Below are 15,977 nucleotides of genomic sequence, written 5' to 3' on the forward strand. Positions count from 1 at the left end.
TTTGTATGAGGCCTCCTGTCATTCAAATTAGATAATCAGCATGGCGTCGCCAAAGCTGAAGAAACGATATTCCTCTTCTACCGCATGACGGTAGGCGGAAAGAACATGCTCTCTGCCGGCAAGCGCAGAAACGAGCATGATAAGCGAAGATTTCGGCAGATGAAAATTGGTGATCATGCCGTCAATCGCCTTAAATTCATATCCCGGATAAATGAAGATGGACGTCCAGCCGCTTGAAGCGGTAAATACGCCGTCATGCTCGCCTGCAATGGTTTCCAGGGTGCGCGTTGATGTCGTCCCGACCGACACGATGCGCCCTCCCGCCTTTCTGACCTCGTTTAAAGAGGCGGCGGTTTCTTCCGTCATTTCATAAAATTCCGCGTGCATGTTATGCTCTTCCACATCATCCGCACTAACCGGGCGGAATGTGCCGAGTCCCACATGAAGTGTGATAAATTCAATCCGCACACCCTTTTGCTTCAGCTCGTCCAGAATCTCTTCCGTAAAATGAAGTCCGGCCGTCGGAGCTGCGGCAGATCCGATTTCTTTTGAAAAGACGGTCTGATACCGTTCTTTATCATCAAGCTGCTCTTTAATATAAGGAGGCAGCGGCATTTCACCGAGTGATTCAAGCACTTCGTAAAAAATCCCGTCATACCGGAATTTTATTTTTCTGCCTCCATGATCAAGCTCCTCCGTGCAGACCGCTGTCAGCCGGCCGTCGCCAAATGTCAGGACCGTTCCTTTTTTTACGCGTTTCGCCGGCTTTACGAGCGTTTCCCATGTATCATTTTCTTCCTGTTTTAATAACAGAAGCTCCACTTTCGCTCCCGTATCTTCTTTTGTGCCGAATAATCTCGCAGGCAGCACACGGGTATTGTTCAAGACGAGGCAATCCCCTTCATTAAAAAAGCTTACAATCTCTTTAAATGAACTGTCCGTCAGCCCGCCCGTCTGTTTGTCGAGCACCATAAGCCGCGATGCGTCACGCTCTTTAAGCGGCACTTGGGCAATGAGGCGTTCAGGCAGTTCAAAATCAAATAAATCGACTTTCATCATTTCACCTTTATTCTGTCTATTGTTATTTCATTCTGCCGAAAAAATTAAGCAGAATGGATAGTATCACACTGATCACAATACAAGTGACAACGGGAAAGAAAAATGTAACATTTCCCTTCTTAACGAAAATATCTCCGGGCAGCCTTCCGACAAAGTGCCAGACTGCGCCGGCAATAAGCAAAACGGCACCGAGAACCATGAGAACCTTCGGAAAGTCAGTCACGGGCGGGCGCCTCCAATCGAAAATGTTCATACACAGCCGGAGTCACGACCCGTCCCCTCGGCGTCCTCTGGAGAAATCCGATCTGCAGCAGATACGGTTCGTACACATCCTCTATTGTATGCGGTTCTTCGCCGATTGTCGCGGAAATCGTATCAAGGCCGACGGGACCTCCGCTGAATTTTTCGATCATGCCCATCAGCAGCTTATGGTCAATGTGGTCAAGGCCGAGCGCATCGACTTGAAGACGTTCGAGCGCGTCGTGAGCGATTTCTTCCGTGATGCGGCTGTCGCCGAGCACCTGGGCAAAATCCCTCACCCTTCTGAGAAGCCGGTTTGCAACCCGCGGCGTTCCCCTTGACCGTCTGGCGATTTCCAGAGCCGGAGCTTTTTCGATATCCACTTCAAAAACGTCAGCCGTTCTTGACACGATATCTGTCAGCTCTTCCTGCGTATAGTATTCAAGGCGCGACAGCACCCCGAACCGGTCTCTGAGCGGTGCGGTCAATAATCCGACCCTTGTCGTCGCTCCTACAAGCGTAAAAGGGGGAAGGTCGAGACGGACGGAGCGGGCGGACGGGCCTTTTCCAATGACGATATCAAGGCAGAAATCCTCCATCGCCGGGTACAGCACTTCCTCAATTGAGCGGTTCAGCCTGTGAATTTCGTCTATAAACAGCACATCCCCTGGTTCGAGCGCCGTCAAAATGGCTGCCAAATCTCCCGGTCTTTCGATGGCGGGACCTGACGTCGTCCGCATCTCCACACCCATCTCATTGGCCACGATAGACGCAAGCGTTGTTTTCCCGAGACCCGGAGGCCCGTATAAAAGAACGTGGTCCAGTGTCTCCTGCCTCATTTTTGCCGCATCGATAAACACGCGCAGATTTTCTTTCACCTTCTTTTGGCCGATATACTGGGCGAGATTCTGCGGCCTGAGGCTTTGCTCGATTATTGATTCATGGCTGTCTGCTTCACTTGAAACGAGCCGTTCATCCATGAACATCACCTTACTTTAATAATTTTTGCAATGCTTTTTTCACATATTGATCTGTTGAAAGCGCCGTTTCCTCTTTTAAGTGAGGAAGCACTTTTTTAATTTCTTTTTCGGCGTAGCCGAGAACCCGGAGCGCTTCAAGCGCCTCGTCAAGCGCCGTTTCAGCCTCTTGTTTTTCAATGCGCGCTTCATGATTAAACAGGTTGTCAATCATTTCAGGCACGACGTCGGCCAGTTTGCCTTTCAAATCAAGAATAATCTGCCGCGCCGTTTTTTTGCCCACACCCGGAAATTTCACCAAAAAGGCTTCATCTTCCTGTTCGATCGCTTCGATGACGGCTCCGGCATCACCGGAACCGAGGATGGCGAGCGCCCCTTTCGGCCCGATGCCGGTGACGTTCAGCAGCTTTGTGAAAAGCGCTTTTTCTTCCCGGGTTGAAAAACCGTACAAAGAAAAGGCGTCTTCTTTTATATGATGATACGTAAAAATGGTCTCTTGATTGCTTACCTTATAAATAAACGGATTCGGAGTGAAGACCTGATAGCCGATTCCGCCGTTTTCAATCACGATGTATTGGGGAGATACGTAATCAATCGTCCCCTTCACGAATTCAATCACACCTATTCACCTCTTTGACTGCTTATCATTGTAACACAAAAACAGCCAAAGTCTTATAGAAAAGTTAACGTATGTTCGCTTTGACACCTTCCATTCAGAAAAAAAAGACATGTGTCACATGTCTTGCGTCAAAGTCAGCCGCTGTAAGTCTTAATATGATCGATCACGCTCTCAAACTCCGCTTTTGTTCTGTACGGTATGCCGTGTTCCAAGTGCTTTTGCAATCGGCTTTCCAGCCTTTCTATATCAATCTGGAAGAAAGACTGAATCGGCTCGGCCAGCGATCCGGGACGGCCGTGAAAAGTGGAGATGACGCCTCCGTCCGTGACGCCGATATAACCGTTAACCTTACTGAGCGGAGAAATATCATCAACATGCTTACGGAAAAGGACGAAGCCTTTTTTCTGCTCAACGAGCGTCCAGCCGGCATATGCGGCCCAAAAATCCTCCATCGCTAAAACGGTTTCATCCGTATGTTCAATGCCGACATCACCGTCAAGATAGACCTTTTCCAGCTGGACATGCACCCGAAGCGGCCCGTAATGCTCGACCTCCGCCCCGTATGCGCCTTTTCCTCCGCAAATCAGGACTGCAGCCGATAAGATAAGCATAAACAATAGACGAGCACCGCAAATTCGTTTCACCAATAACACCTCTTTATTCAATCAAACTCTTGATGCTAGTTTGACCAAAGATGCCGGTGCTTAACCGTTTTCTTTCATTTGTCTGTTTCAGCCGAAAAAAAGCAGCTCTCTATATGAGGGCTGCCCCGATGATTACGCCCGGCCGGCTGAAATCAGTTTCATTTGTCCGGGCGTCAGTTTGAGCCGGTATCCCCTTACGGTCAGATACACAGTTTTTGCTCCGCGGCTTTTGTCATGCTCCGTTTTTTTCATCCCGGCCCCTCCGTTACGTTTTATTATTTTTATGTTAACACCGCAATATAAAGAGCGTTTTAAGAATATGTAAAGAAATGATGAAGCTTTATCCATAAAAATACTGCCGGATGAAATCATCCGGCAGTCCGTTTAACGGCTGTTTCTGTTCATGTCTTGCAGCTTTGTAAAAGTAGCGTTGTCGGTAAACACTTGAATTGTACGGCCGTCCGCGAATTTTTTGGCCGCATGTTTGACATGTTTATCATCATTTTTCGTAAAAGGATGATTTGTTCTGACGGCAATGACGACTCTCGTGTCAGTCACGATGACCTGACTATCCTGTACGCCTTTTACTTTTTTCACGCGGTTTGCAACTTTTGCCGCCAACCTGATGTTTTCGGCGTTGTCATACCCATTATAAGACATTGCTGCCGGCGGCGTATTGACATTTCGGCCGTTATATGTGCCGTCCGTCGTTAACGGAACCCCGTCATTAGGGGCGTACTGGTCGGACACGTTTGTCGTATTATGACGGCCGTTTCGGTTTTCCATCATTTCAGAAACGGGTCCTTGATGGTCCATTCCGTACTGGCCTCTGCCGTTACCATTATCATTCGAATAATATCCGACCGGACGTGTTGACTGATTGTAGCGTCCGTCATTCATGGCATTATTTGCTCCGCATGCCGTTAAGCTTGCCGTCACGGCTAAAACGCCCGCGATCGTCATCAGTTTTTTACCCAATGGAAAAACCCCCCGTGGATTCATCGCTGTTTGAGCGTTTTCCGCTCATGTTTAGGATGTGCGTCAGGCGGCGGGTTTAAGCTTGTCAGTTATGTCCATTCCTCAGTTGGACATAAAAAAAGGAACGACATACATCGTCCCGAAACATTAATCTTCTTCTTCCTCCGGCCGTCCGAATACTTGATTTGGACTCGGCTGATTCGGCGCGACATTGGGATTTGCTCCGCCGTAAGGCATAAAATGTCCTGCGTTTGCACCCATATTCGGATACGGCTGCACAGGCATATTTGCGTGATGGTGATGTGAACCGTGGTGGTGATGATGGTGATGATGTGAATCATGGCAGCCGCAATCATCATCCTTATATTTTCCATCATGATGAGGGGCGTGTGCGTAATGTGACGAATATCCGCCGTAATACGGCATTTGACCGTAAGGAGCACCGCCGAAACCAGATGCAGAACCATCATAATGCTCTGCATTTTCATGGGCCTGGTTTTCATATTCACCGTAACCCGCTTGCGGCCCAAATCCCGGATGATGGAATCCGTACGGTAACGGCATCGGCATGACCGGAAAGCCTCCGAAACCTCCTCCAAAACCGCCGAAACCTCCGCCTACCGGGAAGCAAGGGTGGCATAATCCAGAACCCGGCAGCATCGGTGTCACCGGAACCGGACAAGGACAAGGCATGCACGGCATCGGGTAATGCACAAAAGGCGGTTCAACGGCCGGCATATTCGGAAACGGGACATTCGGAATGTTTGGCATGTTCGGCAGATGATAAGCGGCGTTTTCTTCTTCCATCTTTCCGGCTTCAGGCGCCTTTGGCATATTCGGGTAATTCGCGTTTTCCATGTTGATCATTTCCTCCTGTTGTGGAATGTTATTGTCATGCTCTTTTTCTTTCGGCTCGACAAAATGTGTCACCGGTTCCTCCGGCTTAGGAGGCGACCACGGCTGAAACAGCTGATTGGACGGGTAATATTGGTTCATATCAGCTTCCGGCAGCACATTTTCATGCTTTTCAGGGATTGGCGGCACATACGGAATCGACGGCTTTGGTTCTTCCGGTATGGTGTCTTCAATGTCCACAACTGATTTCGGTTTTTCTTTGGCATATGGATGCTCATGCTTATGCGCAGACGTTCCGAAGCCGGCCTTAGGTTCTTTTCTGACCGGAACGGCTTCTGAAGGCACCTTTATCTTCATTCCAGGCATAATTAAGTCTGGATTGCTAAGCTGATGATTCAGTTTTTTTAACTCTTCAAGATCAACTCCGTATTTTTCAGCTATTTTCCAGAGCGAATCGCCTTTTTGAACGATATGAATTTTCAACGTTTTCCCCTCCTATGCACAAAACGTGAACGGTACATTTGTCATTACAATACGTTTCTTCACACTATATGCCGATGGACTGGGCATGATGATAAAAAATTTGGGAAGGAGGGGAAATTTTTATAACTACGTATGACTCAGCATTCTGTTCAAAGCACGAAGCGCTTCTGTCCGAACCGCTTCCGGAACTTTAATGACACCCTTCGGCTCGCCTTTTTCAAGCTGCTCAAGCGACCACAATAAATGCGGCAGATCGATTCTGTTCATTGTCAGACACGGACACATATCGGGATTCAATGATTCAATCTGTTTATCCGGATGCGATTGAATGAGGCGCTGAACAAGATTCATTTCCGTTCCGATCGCCCACTTGCTTCCCGGTTCAGCCTGTTCAATCGTATCAATAATGTATTTGGTAGACCCGCTGTCGTCACTGAGCGAGACCACTTCCCTCGAACATTCCGGATGAACGATAATGCGGATGCCGGAATCCCGCTGCCGCAGCTGAGAAATATTTTCCGCTGTGAACTTTTCGTGTACGGAGCAATGCCCTTTCCAAAGGATGACTTTAATGTTTTCCGGATGGTCAGTAAGCAATCGGTTCTGCCCCGGGTCCCATACAGCCATTTCTGTCAGCGGAATGCCGAGATCATAGGCTGTATTTCTGCCTAAATGCTGATCCGGCAAAAATAAAATTCTCTCTTTTTGTTTAAAAGCCCATTTCAGCACACTCCGGGCATTCGAAGAGGTGACGGTCGCTCCTCCGTGCCGTCCGACGAATGCTTTAATTTCCGCCGTCGAGTTAACATATGTTAACGGAATGATGGTGTTACCGTACAGTTCTTGAAGCTCTTGCCATGCTTTGTCCGTCTGCTGAATATCTGCCATATCAGCCATCGAGCATCCGGCGCGCATATCGGGCAAAATGACGGTTTGGTTATCATCAGTCAGCATATCAGCGGTTTCCGCCATAAAATGCACGCCGCAAAACACAATATATTCCGCCTCTTTATTTTTTTCTGCCACTTGAGCAAGCTGCAGGGAGTCACCTGCCGTATCGGCGAATTGTATTACTTCGTCTTTTTGATAGTGATGCCCCGGAATGAACAGGCGCTTTCCGAAATCCCGTTTAATGGCGGCGACCCGCTTCTCCATTTCTCCGGTGCTCATGTCTTTATAATGGCTCGGCATCATTTCGGCTGATGCAGTTAACACGTCAAAAATAGACATCTTAAAAATCCCCCTGTTCCGCAGCCTCAACATCCATGCTGATGTCGGCGCTTTTTACTGAATGAGTCAGAAATCCGAGTGAAATATATTGGACGCCCGTTCCTTTATAAGCGGGCAATGTGTCGAGCGTTATGCCTCCGGATGCTTCCGTTTTGATATGGCCCGGTGTCATGCCTGCAAAACGCCGGACGGACTCAGGCGGACAGTTGTCAAACATAATAACGTCTGCGCCCGCTTCTATTGCCTCGAGCAGCTGCTGTTCGGATTCGATTTCGACTTCAACCGCAAGCATCTGCCCCGCCGTTTTTCTTGCCCGCTCCACGGCTGCCTTTATCGATCCGCAGGCGGCAATATGATTATCTTTTATCATGATGCCGTCATATAAGCCGAAGCGATGATTAAAGCCGCCTCCGACCCGAACGGCGTATTTTTCCAGCATTCTGAGCCCGGGTGTCGTTTTTCTCGTATCACAAATCTTAATGGACGGATCATCAAGACGCCTTTTGGCCTCATCCGTCATTGTCGCAACGCCTGACATTCTTTGTAAGAGATTCAGAATGACCCGCTCCCCCGTAAGAAGAGCCGCCGCCTGGCCTTCCATTTCAGCGAGCACGTCTCCTTTTTTCATCCGTTCTCCGTCTTTTTTCAGGGAGCGGATGCGGATATCATCGTGTAAAAGCTTCCATCCTTCACGGATAACGGCTTCTCCGGCAAACACGCCATCTGTTTTTGCGATGATTCGCGCTTTACATTGCTGATCAGCAAAAATCGCTTGTGACGTCGCATCACCCGTTCCGATATCTTCCTGAAAAAAATGAGTCAGCATTTGTTTCAGCTGCAGAATGTCCATAGTTCCCCAATCCTTTCGTTTTTTCTGATAACTGTTCCAGATGTTGAATGAATGATTTGTTTTCCGTGCCACTCTTTCTCCGTCCCGGGAAAATCAGCGCGAAAATGAGCGCCTCTGCTTTCTTCCCGAATAAGGGCTGAGGTCACAACAAGTTGCGCAGTCTTCCATAGGCAGGATAGCTCGGCTTGTTCTATTGTGATATCCTTCACATTTATATGACGCACAGATACGTTGTTAAGCCAGGATGCCAGCGCCTGCATGTTTTCTTTTTCCCTGACGATGCCCGCTCCGGTTGTCATTTTGGCTTGGAGCACATGAAGCGTTGTGTCCGGCACTTCTAAGATGACGTCAAATTTCTTCGGGGTTTTTTTATATCTTCCGTTTAACGGTGTTTGAATGATATGTTCAGCACATCGTTGCCCGCTTGCCAGCGCTTCCAGCAGTGAGTTGCTCGCAAGGCGGTTCGCCCCGTGCAAGCCTGTGCAGGCGGTTTCGCCTATAGCGTACAAATCAGGCACGGACGTTTTCCCCCATGTATCGGCTTTTACTCCGCCCATTAAAAAATGCATTCCGGGTGCTACGGGAATTCCGCTTTCGAGATCAACACCGGCTGTTTGACAAATTTCTGTTATGGTCGGAAAACGTTTCTTAAAATCGGCTATTCGGCTGCAATTTATAAAAACAGGATTTTCTTTCATCATTTCTTCATAAATCGCCCGTGAAACCACATCCCGGGGCGCCAAATCTTCTAGTGCGTGTCTGCCAGCCATGATCCTGCGCCCGAAGCGATCCGCTAAATATCCTCCTTCTCCTCTCACTGCTTCAGAAATCAGGCCGTACACAGTCCCGTTTTTCACAAGGAGGGTCGGGTGGAACTGGGTGAACTCCATATCCGTGATCTCAGCTCCCGCGCGAAAGGCAAGAGCGATGCCGTCTCCCGTTATGGCGGAATCATTTGTGTGATATTGGTACAGACTGCCGCAGCCGCCTGATGCAAGCACTACACAATCCGCTCTTCTGTAAGAAACGGCGCCTGAAGCATCCTTTACGGCAACGCCTGCGCATCGTCCGTGTTCAATCAGCAGATCAACAACCGACTCGTGTTCAATGATCCGTATGCCGTCCCTCAGCTGCCGAACCAGAAACTCAACCAACATCCGTCCGGTCGCATCTCCCCCGGCGTGCAGAATCCTCCTTTTGGAATGAGCCCCTTCCCTGCCGAGACAAAACGTTCCGTCCGACTTCGTATCAAAAGGGAAATGGCCTTCTATCAGCCTGTTTATCATGGTCTGTCCGCTTTTCAGCAAATGCCGCACGGCTGTCACGTCATTGTGTCCGCATCCCGCATACAGTGTATCGTTCACATGGGATTCTAAAGAGTCATCTTTTGCGTATGAAACAGCAATCCCGCCTTGAGCATAATGCGAATTGCTGTTCGTTACGTTTCTCTTTGTGATGACGGTCACTTGATATGACGGAGGAAATGAGGAAGCACAGGCAAGGGCCGCCGTCCCCGAACCAATGACGATAATTGTTTTTTCAGACATACATCACCCTCCTGTTATATTTACACCTGTCTTGACACCTATATTTACACAGCGATAAAATAAACTCAAGCTTTTTTTTAACATAAACGGATAGGAGACGGGCTGTATGATTTATCTTGATTACGCGGCGGGAGCGCCTTTAAGCAAAGAAGCCGCAAAAGTCTTTCAGCATCTCAGCACAGAGGTATACGGCAATACAAGCAGCCTTCATGACGCCGGAGGAAGAGCGGCGGACGTGCTGGAATATTGCAGACATTCTGCAGGAAAATTGATCGGCGGAGCCGCAGACGGCATTTACTTTACAAGCGGCGGAACGGAAGCGAACATCCTGGCCGTCCAATCACTGCTGCACGGTCTGCCCGTTCACAAAAAACATTTTATTACGACCGCAATGGAACACCATTCGATCCATAATGCCGCGGCGTTTTTAGCTGATCGGGGAATTGATGTCACCATCATATATCCCGACGAGAACGGACTTATAACCGAGGACATACTGGCGGCTCATATCCGTCCTGACACGGGGCTCGTTTCCATACAGCACGCCAATTCAGAAACCGGCCTCATCCAGCCAGTGGATCGCCTGGCCGCTTTTCTTCACCATCGAAACATTTTGCTGCATTGCGATTGTGTTCAAAGTTTCGGCAAACTGCCGATTGATGCGGATCAGGCAGGAATCGACGCCCTTTCCGTCTCCGGTCATAAAGTATACGGCCCGAAAGGCACCGGGGCTGTTTACATTCGGCCCGGTGTCAGCTGGAACCCGGTTTATCCGTATACCGTGCATGAAAACGGGTTCAGGCCCGGTACGGTGAATGTGCCGGCCATCGGCGCTTTTACCGCTGCTGCGGAGTATGCAGTGAAACATATGGAGGAACACCGTAAGCATGCTGACAGGCTGAGGAATTATTTGTATGACCAAATTCGGCGTCAAGGCCTCCCCATTTCATTTTCAGAGGAAGAAACCGGCGGTGAATGCCTGCCCCACATTGTCGGGTGTTTTTTTCACTCCTTTGAAGGACAATATATTATGTTAGAATGTAATCGTAACGATATTTGCATCTCAACCGGGAGCGCATGTTCCGCCGGCAGCCACGGCCCTTCTTCAGCTATGAAGGCGCTGAGAAAAACCGAACGGGAAGCGCGGCAGTTTTTCCGAATCTCATTCGGAAACGAAACAACATGTGAACAGCTCGATATGCTGATACATACATTTACGGCGCTGTGGGAGCAAAAGAAAGGAGAATCAGCAATTTGACAGAAGGAACGAAGCTTACTGGGGAGAAAAGACGCGACATGCTGCTTCATTGGCTGAAAGAAGCCGGCTCGCCATTAACAGGAGGCGAATTAGCCAAAAAAGCAAATGTCTCAAGACAGGTGATCGTGCAGGACATATCACTCTTGAAAGCAAAAAACGAGCCGATCATCGCGACGAGCCAAGGCTACTTATACATCAGCATGAATGCCGGCGGTGAAAAAAACGCCGAACGGATTGTCGCCTGTCTGCACGGCCCGGAGCGGACGGAAGAAGAGCTTGAACTCATTGTCGATGAAGGCGTCACCATAAAGGACGTCATTATTGAACACCCCGTATACGGCGATTTAACCGCCGCCATAAGAGTCAGCACACGGAAAGAAGTCAAACAATTCATGGATCACATTAACTCGACAAATGCCGCTTACCTTTCACAGCTGACCGGAGGCGTGCACCTCCATACGTTAAGCGCCCCGACAAAAGAGCGGATTGACCAAGCCTGCCAAGCGCTGGACGACGCGGGTATTTTAATAAAAGATTAAAAAAAAGCCCCCTGAAGGGCTTTTTTTATATCGAATAGGATTGATATGTTCCCAGAAGCTTGACCCGGCAGCCGAGGGCTTCCATCTCTTGAACGGCACCGGGAATGAGAACCTGATCCATCGCCTGTTCAATATCAATAATAAAGAAATAGTTGCCGAGACCCGTTTTTGTCGGGCGCGATTCGATCTTTGATAAATTCAGGTTTCTCCATGAAAAAGCGGACAGCACCCTGTGCAGCGCACCTGATTGGTCATCTTGAGGAAGCGTTACCATCATCGTCGTTTTCGGCCGTGAAGACAGTTTCGCATTCACTTCGAATGAGACGTCTTTTTCAGGCGAAAGAATGACAAATCTCGTGTGGTTGTCCTGATAATCCTGAATATCCCGCTTCACGATGCTCAATCCGTATGTAGCGGCGGCCATTTCATTTGCAATCACGCCGATCGGAAGGTCCGAATGCTCACTGACATACTTGGCAGCCGCACCTGTTGACTTCGCATACTCATAAGGAACGGACGAAAAATGCCGGTGAAGAAATTTGTGGCATTGCGCAATCGCATGGGAATGAGAATAAATTTTCTCAAGCTTTTTCCACTCATTTTCTCTCGAAGGGTGAACGAGCAGATGCTGGTGAATCGGCAGCGTCATTTCCCCCACGATCGCAAGAGGCTGCTCATGAATCAAATAGTCAATCGTTAAGTTAACCGAGCCCTCCAGCGCGTTTTCCAAAGGAACAAATGCAAGATCAACTTCTCCCGCAACCGCCGCATCCATGCATGCCGGTATTGTTTGATAAGGTGCTTGTGTCACGCTGTTTTGAAAGCAGGAACTGACTGCTAGATGTGTAAATGTGGCTTCTGGCCCTAAATAACCGACTTTCATGTCTCTTCTCTCCTTACGCGCCTGACCCTAAGATCTCAACTTTTTCTATAAAATCAAATTTTCTCAGTTTATTCATTAACGTATGAATGTTTTCTTCCATTGCGGACGTACTGATTGAGAGCGTGACATTCGCCCTGCCCTGAAGCGGAATCGTCTGGTGAATGGAAAGCACGTTGCTTCCTGAGTCAGCCACCGCCTGCAAAAGCTGGGATAACGCGCCTGACCGATCCTCCAAATGAAAGAAAAGTGTGATTATTTGTTCTTTAACCATCGTGTAAAAAGGGAAAACCGCATCTCGGTATTTGTAAAAAGCGCTTCTGCTTAAATCAACTTTCTGCACGGCATCTGCAACCGATTCAGCCTTTTTTCTGTCGAGCAGCTTTTTGACTTCAAGGGTTTTCCGCATCGCATCAGGCAGAACGTCTTCACGCACTAAATAAAATGTCTCTTCTTTCACCTGCACCCCTCCCTTTTACATCAGAGAGCCTGCATTGCAAGCTCTCCGTTTTTTTAATCAATAAATTCAAATTCAAATTCCAGAAGCCGGATGATATCGCCGTCTTTAGCACCGCGTTCTCTGAGCGCTTCATCAACGCCCATACCGCGCATCTGTCTTGCAAAACGCTTGACGGATTCGTCACGGGAGAAGTCAGTCATTTTAAAGAGGCGTTCCAGGCTGTCACCTGAAAGCACAAACGCACCGTCCGGATCACGGGTAATGTTAAATGGAATTTCTTCATCTTCCATCGTGTACATCACGCGGTTTTCCGCCAGTTCTTCTTCATCATACAGCGGGAATTCAGGCGTTGTTTCCAGCTGGTTGGCGACTTCAAACAGAAGATCGCGGAGCCCTTCTCTCGTCACCGCGCTGATCGGGAAGACAGGGTGATCATCCTGAAGCTTTTCTTTAAACGCTTTAAGATTTTCAGCCGCTTCGGGCATGTCCATTTTATTCGCAACGATAATTTGCGGACGCTCCGTCAGCCGCAGATTATATTCACTGAGCTCCTGATTAATGGTCACATAATCCTCATACGGATCACGGCCTTCCATCGCTGACATGTCAATGACGTGAACGATGACGCGCGTCCGTTCGATATGGCGGAGAAATTGGTGGCCTAAGCCGACTCCTTCATGCGCTCCTTCAATCAAACCGGGCAGATCCGCCATGACGAAGCTTCTTCCGTCATCCGTTTCCACCATGCCCAGATTCGGAACAAGCGTTGTAAAATGATAATCGGCGATTTTCGGCTTTGCCGATGAAACGACAGACAGAAGCGTAGATTTTCCGACGCTCGGGAAGCCGACGAGACCTACGTCTGCAAGCACTTTCAGTTCAAGCACGATATAGCGCTCTTTTCCGGGCTCTCCGTGCTCTGACAGCTGCGGTGCCGGGTTGGCCGGTGTCGCAAAGCGGGTATTTCCGCGTCCGCCGCGTCCGCCTTTTGCGATGACGGCGCGCTGCCCGTGCTCAGTCAGATCGGCAATGACCTGTTTTGTATCGTCATCCGTTACGACTGTGCCGGGCGGAACTTTAACAACCATATCGTCCGCATTTCTGCCGTGCTGGTTTTTAGACATGCCGTGCTCGCCGCGTATCGCTTTGAAATGCCGCTGGTACCGGAAGTCCATGAGCGTGCGCAGTCCTTCATCAACCTCAAAAACGACGTCGCCTCCATTACCTCCGTCACCGCCGGCAGGCCCGCCTTTCGGCACATATTTTTCACGGCGGAACGCAACCATTCCGTTACCGCCGTCGCCGCCTTTTACATATACTTTCACCTGATCTACAAACATAATATCCTCCGTTCTAAACCGTAAAAAACCGCTAGTTCATTCCAATTTCGGCCACACATTCATGGCCGGTCAGCTCAAATTGCATGACATCAAAGTCCTCATACCGGGATTTGCGAAATTCATCAAACACATCTGCATTTGCAATCGTTCCATGAAAATCGAGATATACAATAAGCTGTCTGTCAGGGTGATCCGTCTGCAGCGATACGGTCAGATGATTTTCACTTTCATTGTTTACCGCCAGACCGAACAGATGAAACAGTTTTCTCATCAGGTTCGACAGCTTTTGATCATATGCCGATAAATCTTTAATTTCTCCGAGCACTTCGTATTCGAGCCTCATATAACGGGACTTCCAATTAAATGTAAGAAAGTCAAACGCCAAGTGCGGGGTTTTCAGGTTTGAGAGCTTTGATTCGTGCTTTGCATCTATGACCATTTCGTCAATAATTTCAACGACCCTGTCATACTTCTGCAAACTTAAGTTTCCTTTTATCAGCTGCAGCTTATTCATCCAATCATGACGGAAATGGCCCATTAATTGGATCAGCTCATTGATCAGAGCCGCATCGCTTACAGGTTCTTCTTGTTTCTTCGATACATCCTTCATTTTCGCACTCCCAATCGTTTAATTTCTTTTTAGGAGTCTTGATAAGTGTGTACTATGAATTATAACAGAGAAGGCTTTGTTAAAAAAACACTTGTTTTTCCTGGTTCATCATGTTCCTTTTTCGGATCGCATACAATGCGGATGCCAGGCAGAAACATTTTTGGTATCACTGCTTGGGGAACATATCCAGTGGGTATGGGAAGCTGATGTCCTCATTCAAGGCGGGGTTCACTCACGCATCCTCTGCTTTTCATTCTTGATGTTACTCCGCTTACTGCAAAAAAAACTCCAGTCAACGACCGGAGTTTTTTGTGTCATTATTGAGCTACAGGATATACGCTCACTTTTTTGCGGTCACGGCCGAAACGTTCGAATTTAACAGTTCCGTCGATTTTAGCAAAAAGAGTGTCATCTCCTCCGCGGCCCACGTTTTCACCTGGGTAGATTTTCGTTCCGCGTTGACGGTAAAGGATAGATCCGCCTGTTACGAATTGACCGTCTGCACGTTTAGCGCCTAAACGTTTAGATTCAGAGTCACGTCCGTTCTTTGTAGAACCTACACCTTTTTTAGAAGCGAAAAACTGAAGATCTAATCTAAGCATGTAACTCACCTCCTATATTTGGTTTGCAGTCAACCGTAAGTGTTCACTGTAATCCCGCTCGATCGTTTCAAGAGAAACAATCATGCCTTCAATCAGCAGCTGCGCTTTTTGCAAAGCTTCCTGATCAGCGGCTTCAGGGAATTCAAAGTAGAAATAACCCCCGTCCTCGCCTATATCAAGAATCGGTTCGAGAGGAGCCAGCGCGATAACCGCATTGACCGCTCCGAAAACGACAGCCGTGACCCCGGCGCATACGAGATCTCGTCCATGTTCAGCAAAATCGGCATGTCCCGTCATTTCAAAGGACAAAATGCCCCCGTCATTCCGGGATCTTCGAATTGTTGCCTCAATCATGCTTACGCGTTGATTTTTTCGATTGTCAATTTAGTATAAGGCTGACGATGACCTTGTTTTTTATGAACATTTTTCTTTGGCTTGTAACGGAAAACAGTGATTTTTTTCGCACGGCCTTGTTTTTCAACTTTAGCTGTAACTGTCGCGCCTGCAACTGTTGGGTTGCCGACTTTCACGCTGTCTCCGCCAACAAACAATACGTCTTCAAACGTCACTGTTTCACCTGCTTCAGCAGCAAGTTTTTCGATGTAAACAGTTTGACCTTCTTCAACTTTGATTTGTTTTCCGCCTGTTTTAATGATTGCGTACATTCTCTGCACCTCCTATTAGACTAAGACTCGCCAGCAACAGGGGGCTTTAAAGCTCTTATCACCTGTCCCGAGCGGTTGTAGCATTGGTGCTACATCCATAACATTAAAAAATATATCAGAACCAAAAGGATATGTCAATCT

20 protein-coding genes and 1 other annotated feature are annotated in these 15,977 nt (G+C 48.3%); of the genes, 2 read left to right on the forward strand and 18 right to left on the reverse strand.

Annotated elements, in window-relative coordinates; all coding sequences use genetic code 11:
• Nucleotides 1-27: 27 nt before the first annotated feature.
• From queA to nadB, 11 genes are all read right to left on the reverse strand, one after another.
• Entirely contained in the window at nt 28-1,056 is a 1,029-nt protein-coding gene (gene queA / locus U2H13_RS13140) for a tRNA preQ1(34) S-adenosylmethionine ribosyltransferase-isomerase QueA (RefSeq protein ID WP_017418236.1), read from the reverse strand.
• Between the two features lie 25 nt (nt 1,057-1,081).
• Nucleotides 1,082-1,282 (reverse strand): DUF2905 domain-containing protein, encoded by a 201-nt coding sequence (locus tag U2H13_RS13145; RefSeq protein WP_003152687.1) that lies wholly within the window; start codon nt 1,280-1,282, stop codon nt 1,082-1,084.
• Entirely contained in the window at nt 1,275-2,279 is a 1,005-nt protein-coding gene (gene ruvB, locus U2H13_RS13150) for a Holliday junction branch migration DNA helicase RuvB (RefSeq protein WP_007408185.1), read from the reverse strand. The genes U2H13_RS13145 and ruvB overlap by 8 nt, the downstream gene beginning before the upstream one ends.
• 10 nt (nt 2,280-2,289) lie before the next feature.
• Nucleotides 2,290-2,895: a Holliday junction branch migration protein RuvA gene (ruvA, locus tag U2H13_RS13155; RefSeq protein WP_021494387.1), complete on the reverse strand. Its 606-nt coding sequence runs from the start codon at nt 2,893-2,895 to the stop codon at nt 2,290-2,292.
• A gap of 134 nt (nt 2,896-3,029) precedes the next feature.
• Complete coding sequence (locus U2H13_RS13160) at nt 3,030-3,539, reverse strand: intercompartmental signaling factor BofC (protein ID WP_012118093.1); 510 nt, start codon at nt 3,537-3,539, stop codon at nt 3,030-3,032.
• A gap of 132 nt (nt 3,540-3,671) precedes the next feature.
• A complete protein-coding gene (locus tag U2H13_RS13165; protein WP_007612850.1) occupies nt 3,672-3,791 on the reverse strand; it encodes a hypothetical protein in 120 nt (39 codons plus the stop codon).
• 132 nt (nt 3,792-3,923) lie between these two features.
• Nucleotides 3,924-4,517 carry a YhcN/YlaJ family sporulation lipoprotein gene (locus tag U2H13_RS13170; protein WP_014721606.1) on the reverse strand — a complete coding sequence of 198 codons (594 nt, stop codon included), beginning with the start codon at nt 4,515-4,517 and terminating at the stop codon, nt 3,924-3,926.
• A 147-nt stretch (nt 4,518-4,664) separates the two neighbouring features.
• Nucleotides 4,665-5,855, reverse strand: coding sequence for a spore coat assembly protein SafA (gene safA / locus U2H13_RS13175; protein ID WP_121984350.1), 1,191 nt, complete (start codon nt 5,853-5,855; stop codon nt 4,665-4,667).
• A 126-nt stretch (nt 5,856-5,981) separates the two neighbouring features.
• Nucleotides 5,982-7,085 carry a quinolinate synthase NadA gene (gene nadA / locus U2H13_RS13180; protein ID WP_095061081.1) on the reverse strand — a complete coding sequence of 368 codons (1,104 nt, stop codon included), beginning with the start codon at nt 7,083-7,085 and terminating at the stop codon, nt 5,982-5,984.
• 1 nt (nt 7,086) lies between these two features.
• Nucleotides 7,087-7,935 (reverse strand): carboxylating nicotinate-nucleotide diphosphorylase, encoded by an 849-nt coding sequence (gene nadC / locus U2H13_RS13185; RefSeq protein ID WP_095061083.1) that lies wholly within the window; start codon nt 7,933-7,935, stop codon nt 7,087-7,089.
• Nucleotides 7,917-9,482 (reverse strand): L-aspartate oxidase, encoded by a 1,566-nt coding sequence (gene nadB / locus U2H13_RS13190; RefSeq protein WP_095061085.1) that lies wholly within the window; start codon nt 9,480-9,482, stop codon nt 7,917-7,919. Before nadB ends, nadC begins: the two co-directional genes overlap by 19 nt.
• Before the next feature lie 106 nt (nt 9,483-9,588).
• Between nadB and U2H13_RS13195 the strand changes: the two genes are divergently transcribed.
• Together U2H13_RS13195 and U2H13_RS13200 are read left to right on the forward strand one after the other, a co-directional pair.
• On the forward strand, nt 9,589-10,740 hold the full coding sequence (locus U2H13_RS13195; RefSeq protein ID WP_109567093.1) for an IscS subfamily cysteine desulfurase: 1,152 nt from the start codon (nt 9,589-9,591) through the stop codon (nt 10,738-10,740).
• Nucleotides 10,737-11,279, forward strand: coding sequence for a transcription repressor NadR (locus U2H13_RS13200; protein ID WP_014418541.1), 543 nt, complete (start codon nt 10,737-10,739; stop codon nt 11,277-11,279). Before U2H13_RS13195 ends, U2H13_RS13200 begins: the two co-directional genes overlap by 4 nt.
• Nucleotides 11,280-11,304: 25 nt before the next feature.
• On the opposite strand, the gene pheA is transcribed toward U2H13_RS13200, so the two are convergent.
• The 7 genes from pheA to rplU form a co-directional block, all read right to left on the reverse strand.
• Complete coding sequence (gene pheA, locus U2H13_RS13205) at nt 11,305-12,162, reverse strand: prephenate dehydratase (RefSeq protein WP_003152668.1); 858 nt, start codon at nt 12,160-12,162, stop codon at nt 11,305-11,307.
• A gap of 13 nt (nt 12,163-12,175) precedes the next feature.
• Nucleotides 12,176-12,619, reverse strand: coding sequence for a transcriptional regulator ThrR (gene thrR, locus U2H13_RS13210; protein ID WP_007408173.1), 444 nt, complete (start codon nt 12,617-12,619; stop codon nt 12,176-12,178).
• 53 nt (nt 12,620-12,672) lie between these two features.
• Nucleotides 12,673-13,959, reverse strand: a complete 1,287-nt coding sequence (obgE, locus tag U2H13_RS13215; protein WP_007408172.1) for a GTPase ObgE — start codon at nt 13,957-13,959, stop codon at nt 12,673-12,675.
• Nucleotides 13,960-13,990: 31 nt separating this feature from the next.
• On the reverse strand, nt 13,991-14,569 hold the full coding sequence (locus tag U2H13_RS13220; RefSeq protein ID WP_014418543.1) for a sporulation initiation phosphotransferase B: 579 nt from the start codon (nt 14,567-14,569) through the stop codon (nt 13,991-13,993).
• 317 nt (nt 14,570-14,886) lie between these two features.
• Complete coding sequence (rpmA, locus tag U2H13_RS13225; RefSeq protein WP_003152662.1) at nt 14,887-15,171, reverse strand: 50S ribosomal protein L27; 285 nt, start codon at nt 15,169-15,171, stop codon at nt 14,887-14,889.
• 12 nt (nt 15,172-15,183) lie between these two features.
• A complete protein-coding gene (locus tag U2H13_RS13230; RefSeq protein ID WP_012118103.1) occupies nt 15,184-15,525 on the reverse strand; it encodes a ribosomal-processing cysteine protease Prp in 342 nt (113 codons plus the stop codon).
• Between the two features lie 2 nt (nt 15,526-15,527).
• Nucleotides 15,528-15,836 carry a 50S ribosomal protein L21 gene (gene rplU, locus U2H13_RS13235; protein ID WP_003152660.1) on the reverse strand — a complete coding sequence of 103 codons (309 nt, stop codon included), beginning with the start codon at nt 15,834-15,836 and terminating at the stop codon, nt 15,528-15,530.
• Between the two features lie 13 nt (nt 15,837-15,849).
• Nucleotides 15,850-15,923 (reverse strand) — a sequence feature (ribosomal protein L21 leader region).
• Between the last annotated feature and the right edge of the window lie 54 nt (nt 15,924-15,977).

The organism is Bacillus sp. A1 (genome assembly GCF_042296235.1).
GTDB lineage: Bacteria > Bacillota > Bacilli > Bacillales > Bacillaceae > Bacillus > Bacillus velezensis.

Coding starts and splice junctions, on each gene's coding strand:
- nadB (WP_095061085.1), bottom strand. CDS start 9,482: ATGTCTGAAAAAACAATTATCGTCATTGGTTCGGGGACGGCGGCCCTT.
- U2H13_RS13230 (WP_012118103.1), bottom strand. CDS start 15,525: ATGATTGAGGCAACAATTCGAAGATCCCGGAATGACGGGGGCATTTTG.
- U2H13_RS13195 (WP_109567093.1), top strand. CDS start 9,589: ATGATTTATCTTGATTACGCGGCGGGAGCGCCTTTAAGCAAAGAAGCC.
- nadC (WP_095061083.1), bottom strand. CDS start 7,935: ATGGACATTCTGCAGCTGAAACAAATGCTGACTCATTTTTTTCAGGAA.
- nadA (WP_095061081.1), bottom strand. CDS start 7,085: ATGTCTATTTTTGACGTGTTAACTGCATCAGCCGAAATGATGCCGAGC.
- obgE (WP_007408172.1), bottom strand. CDS start 13,959: ATGTTTGTAGATCAGGTGAAAGTATATGTAAAAGGCGGCGACGGCGGT.
- queA (WP_017418236.1), bottom strand. CDS start 1,056: ATGAAAGTCGATTTATTTGATTTTGAACTGCCTGAACGCCTCATTGCC.
- ruvB (WP_007408185.1), bottom strand. CDS start 2,279: ATGGATGAACGGCTCGTTTCAAGTGAAGCAGACAGCCATGAATCAATA.
- pheA (WP_003152668.1), bottom strand. CDS start 12,162: ATGAAAGTCGGTTATTTAGGGCCAGAAGCCACATTTACACATCTAGCA.
- U2H13_RS13165 (WP_007612850.1), bottom strand. CDS start 3,791: ATGAAAAAAACGGAGCATGACAAAAGCCGCGGAGCAAAAACTGTGTAT.
- U2H13_RS13220 (WP_014418543.1), bottom strand. CDS start 14,569: ATGAAGGATGTATCGAAGAAACAAGAAGAACCTGTAAGCGATGCGGCT.
- rpmA (WP_003152662.1), bottom strand. CDS start 15,171: ATGCTTAGATTAGATCTTCAGTTTTTCGCTTCTAAAAAAGGTGTAGGT.
- rplU (WP_003152660.1), bottom strand. CDS start 15,836: ATGTACGCAATCATTAAAACAGGCGGAAAACAAATCAAAGTTGAAGAA.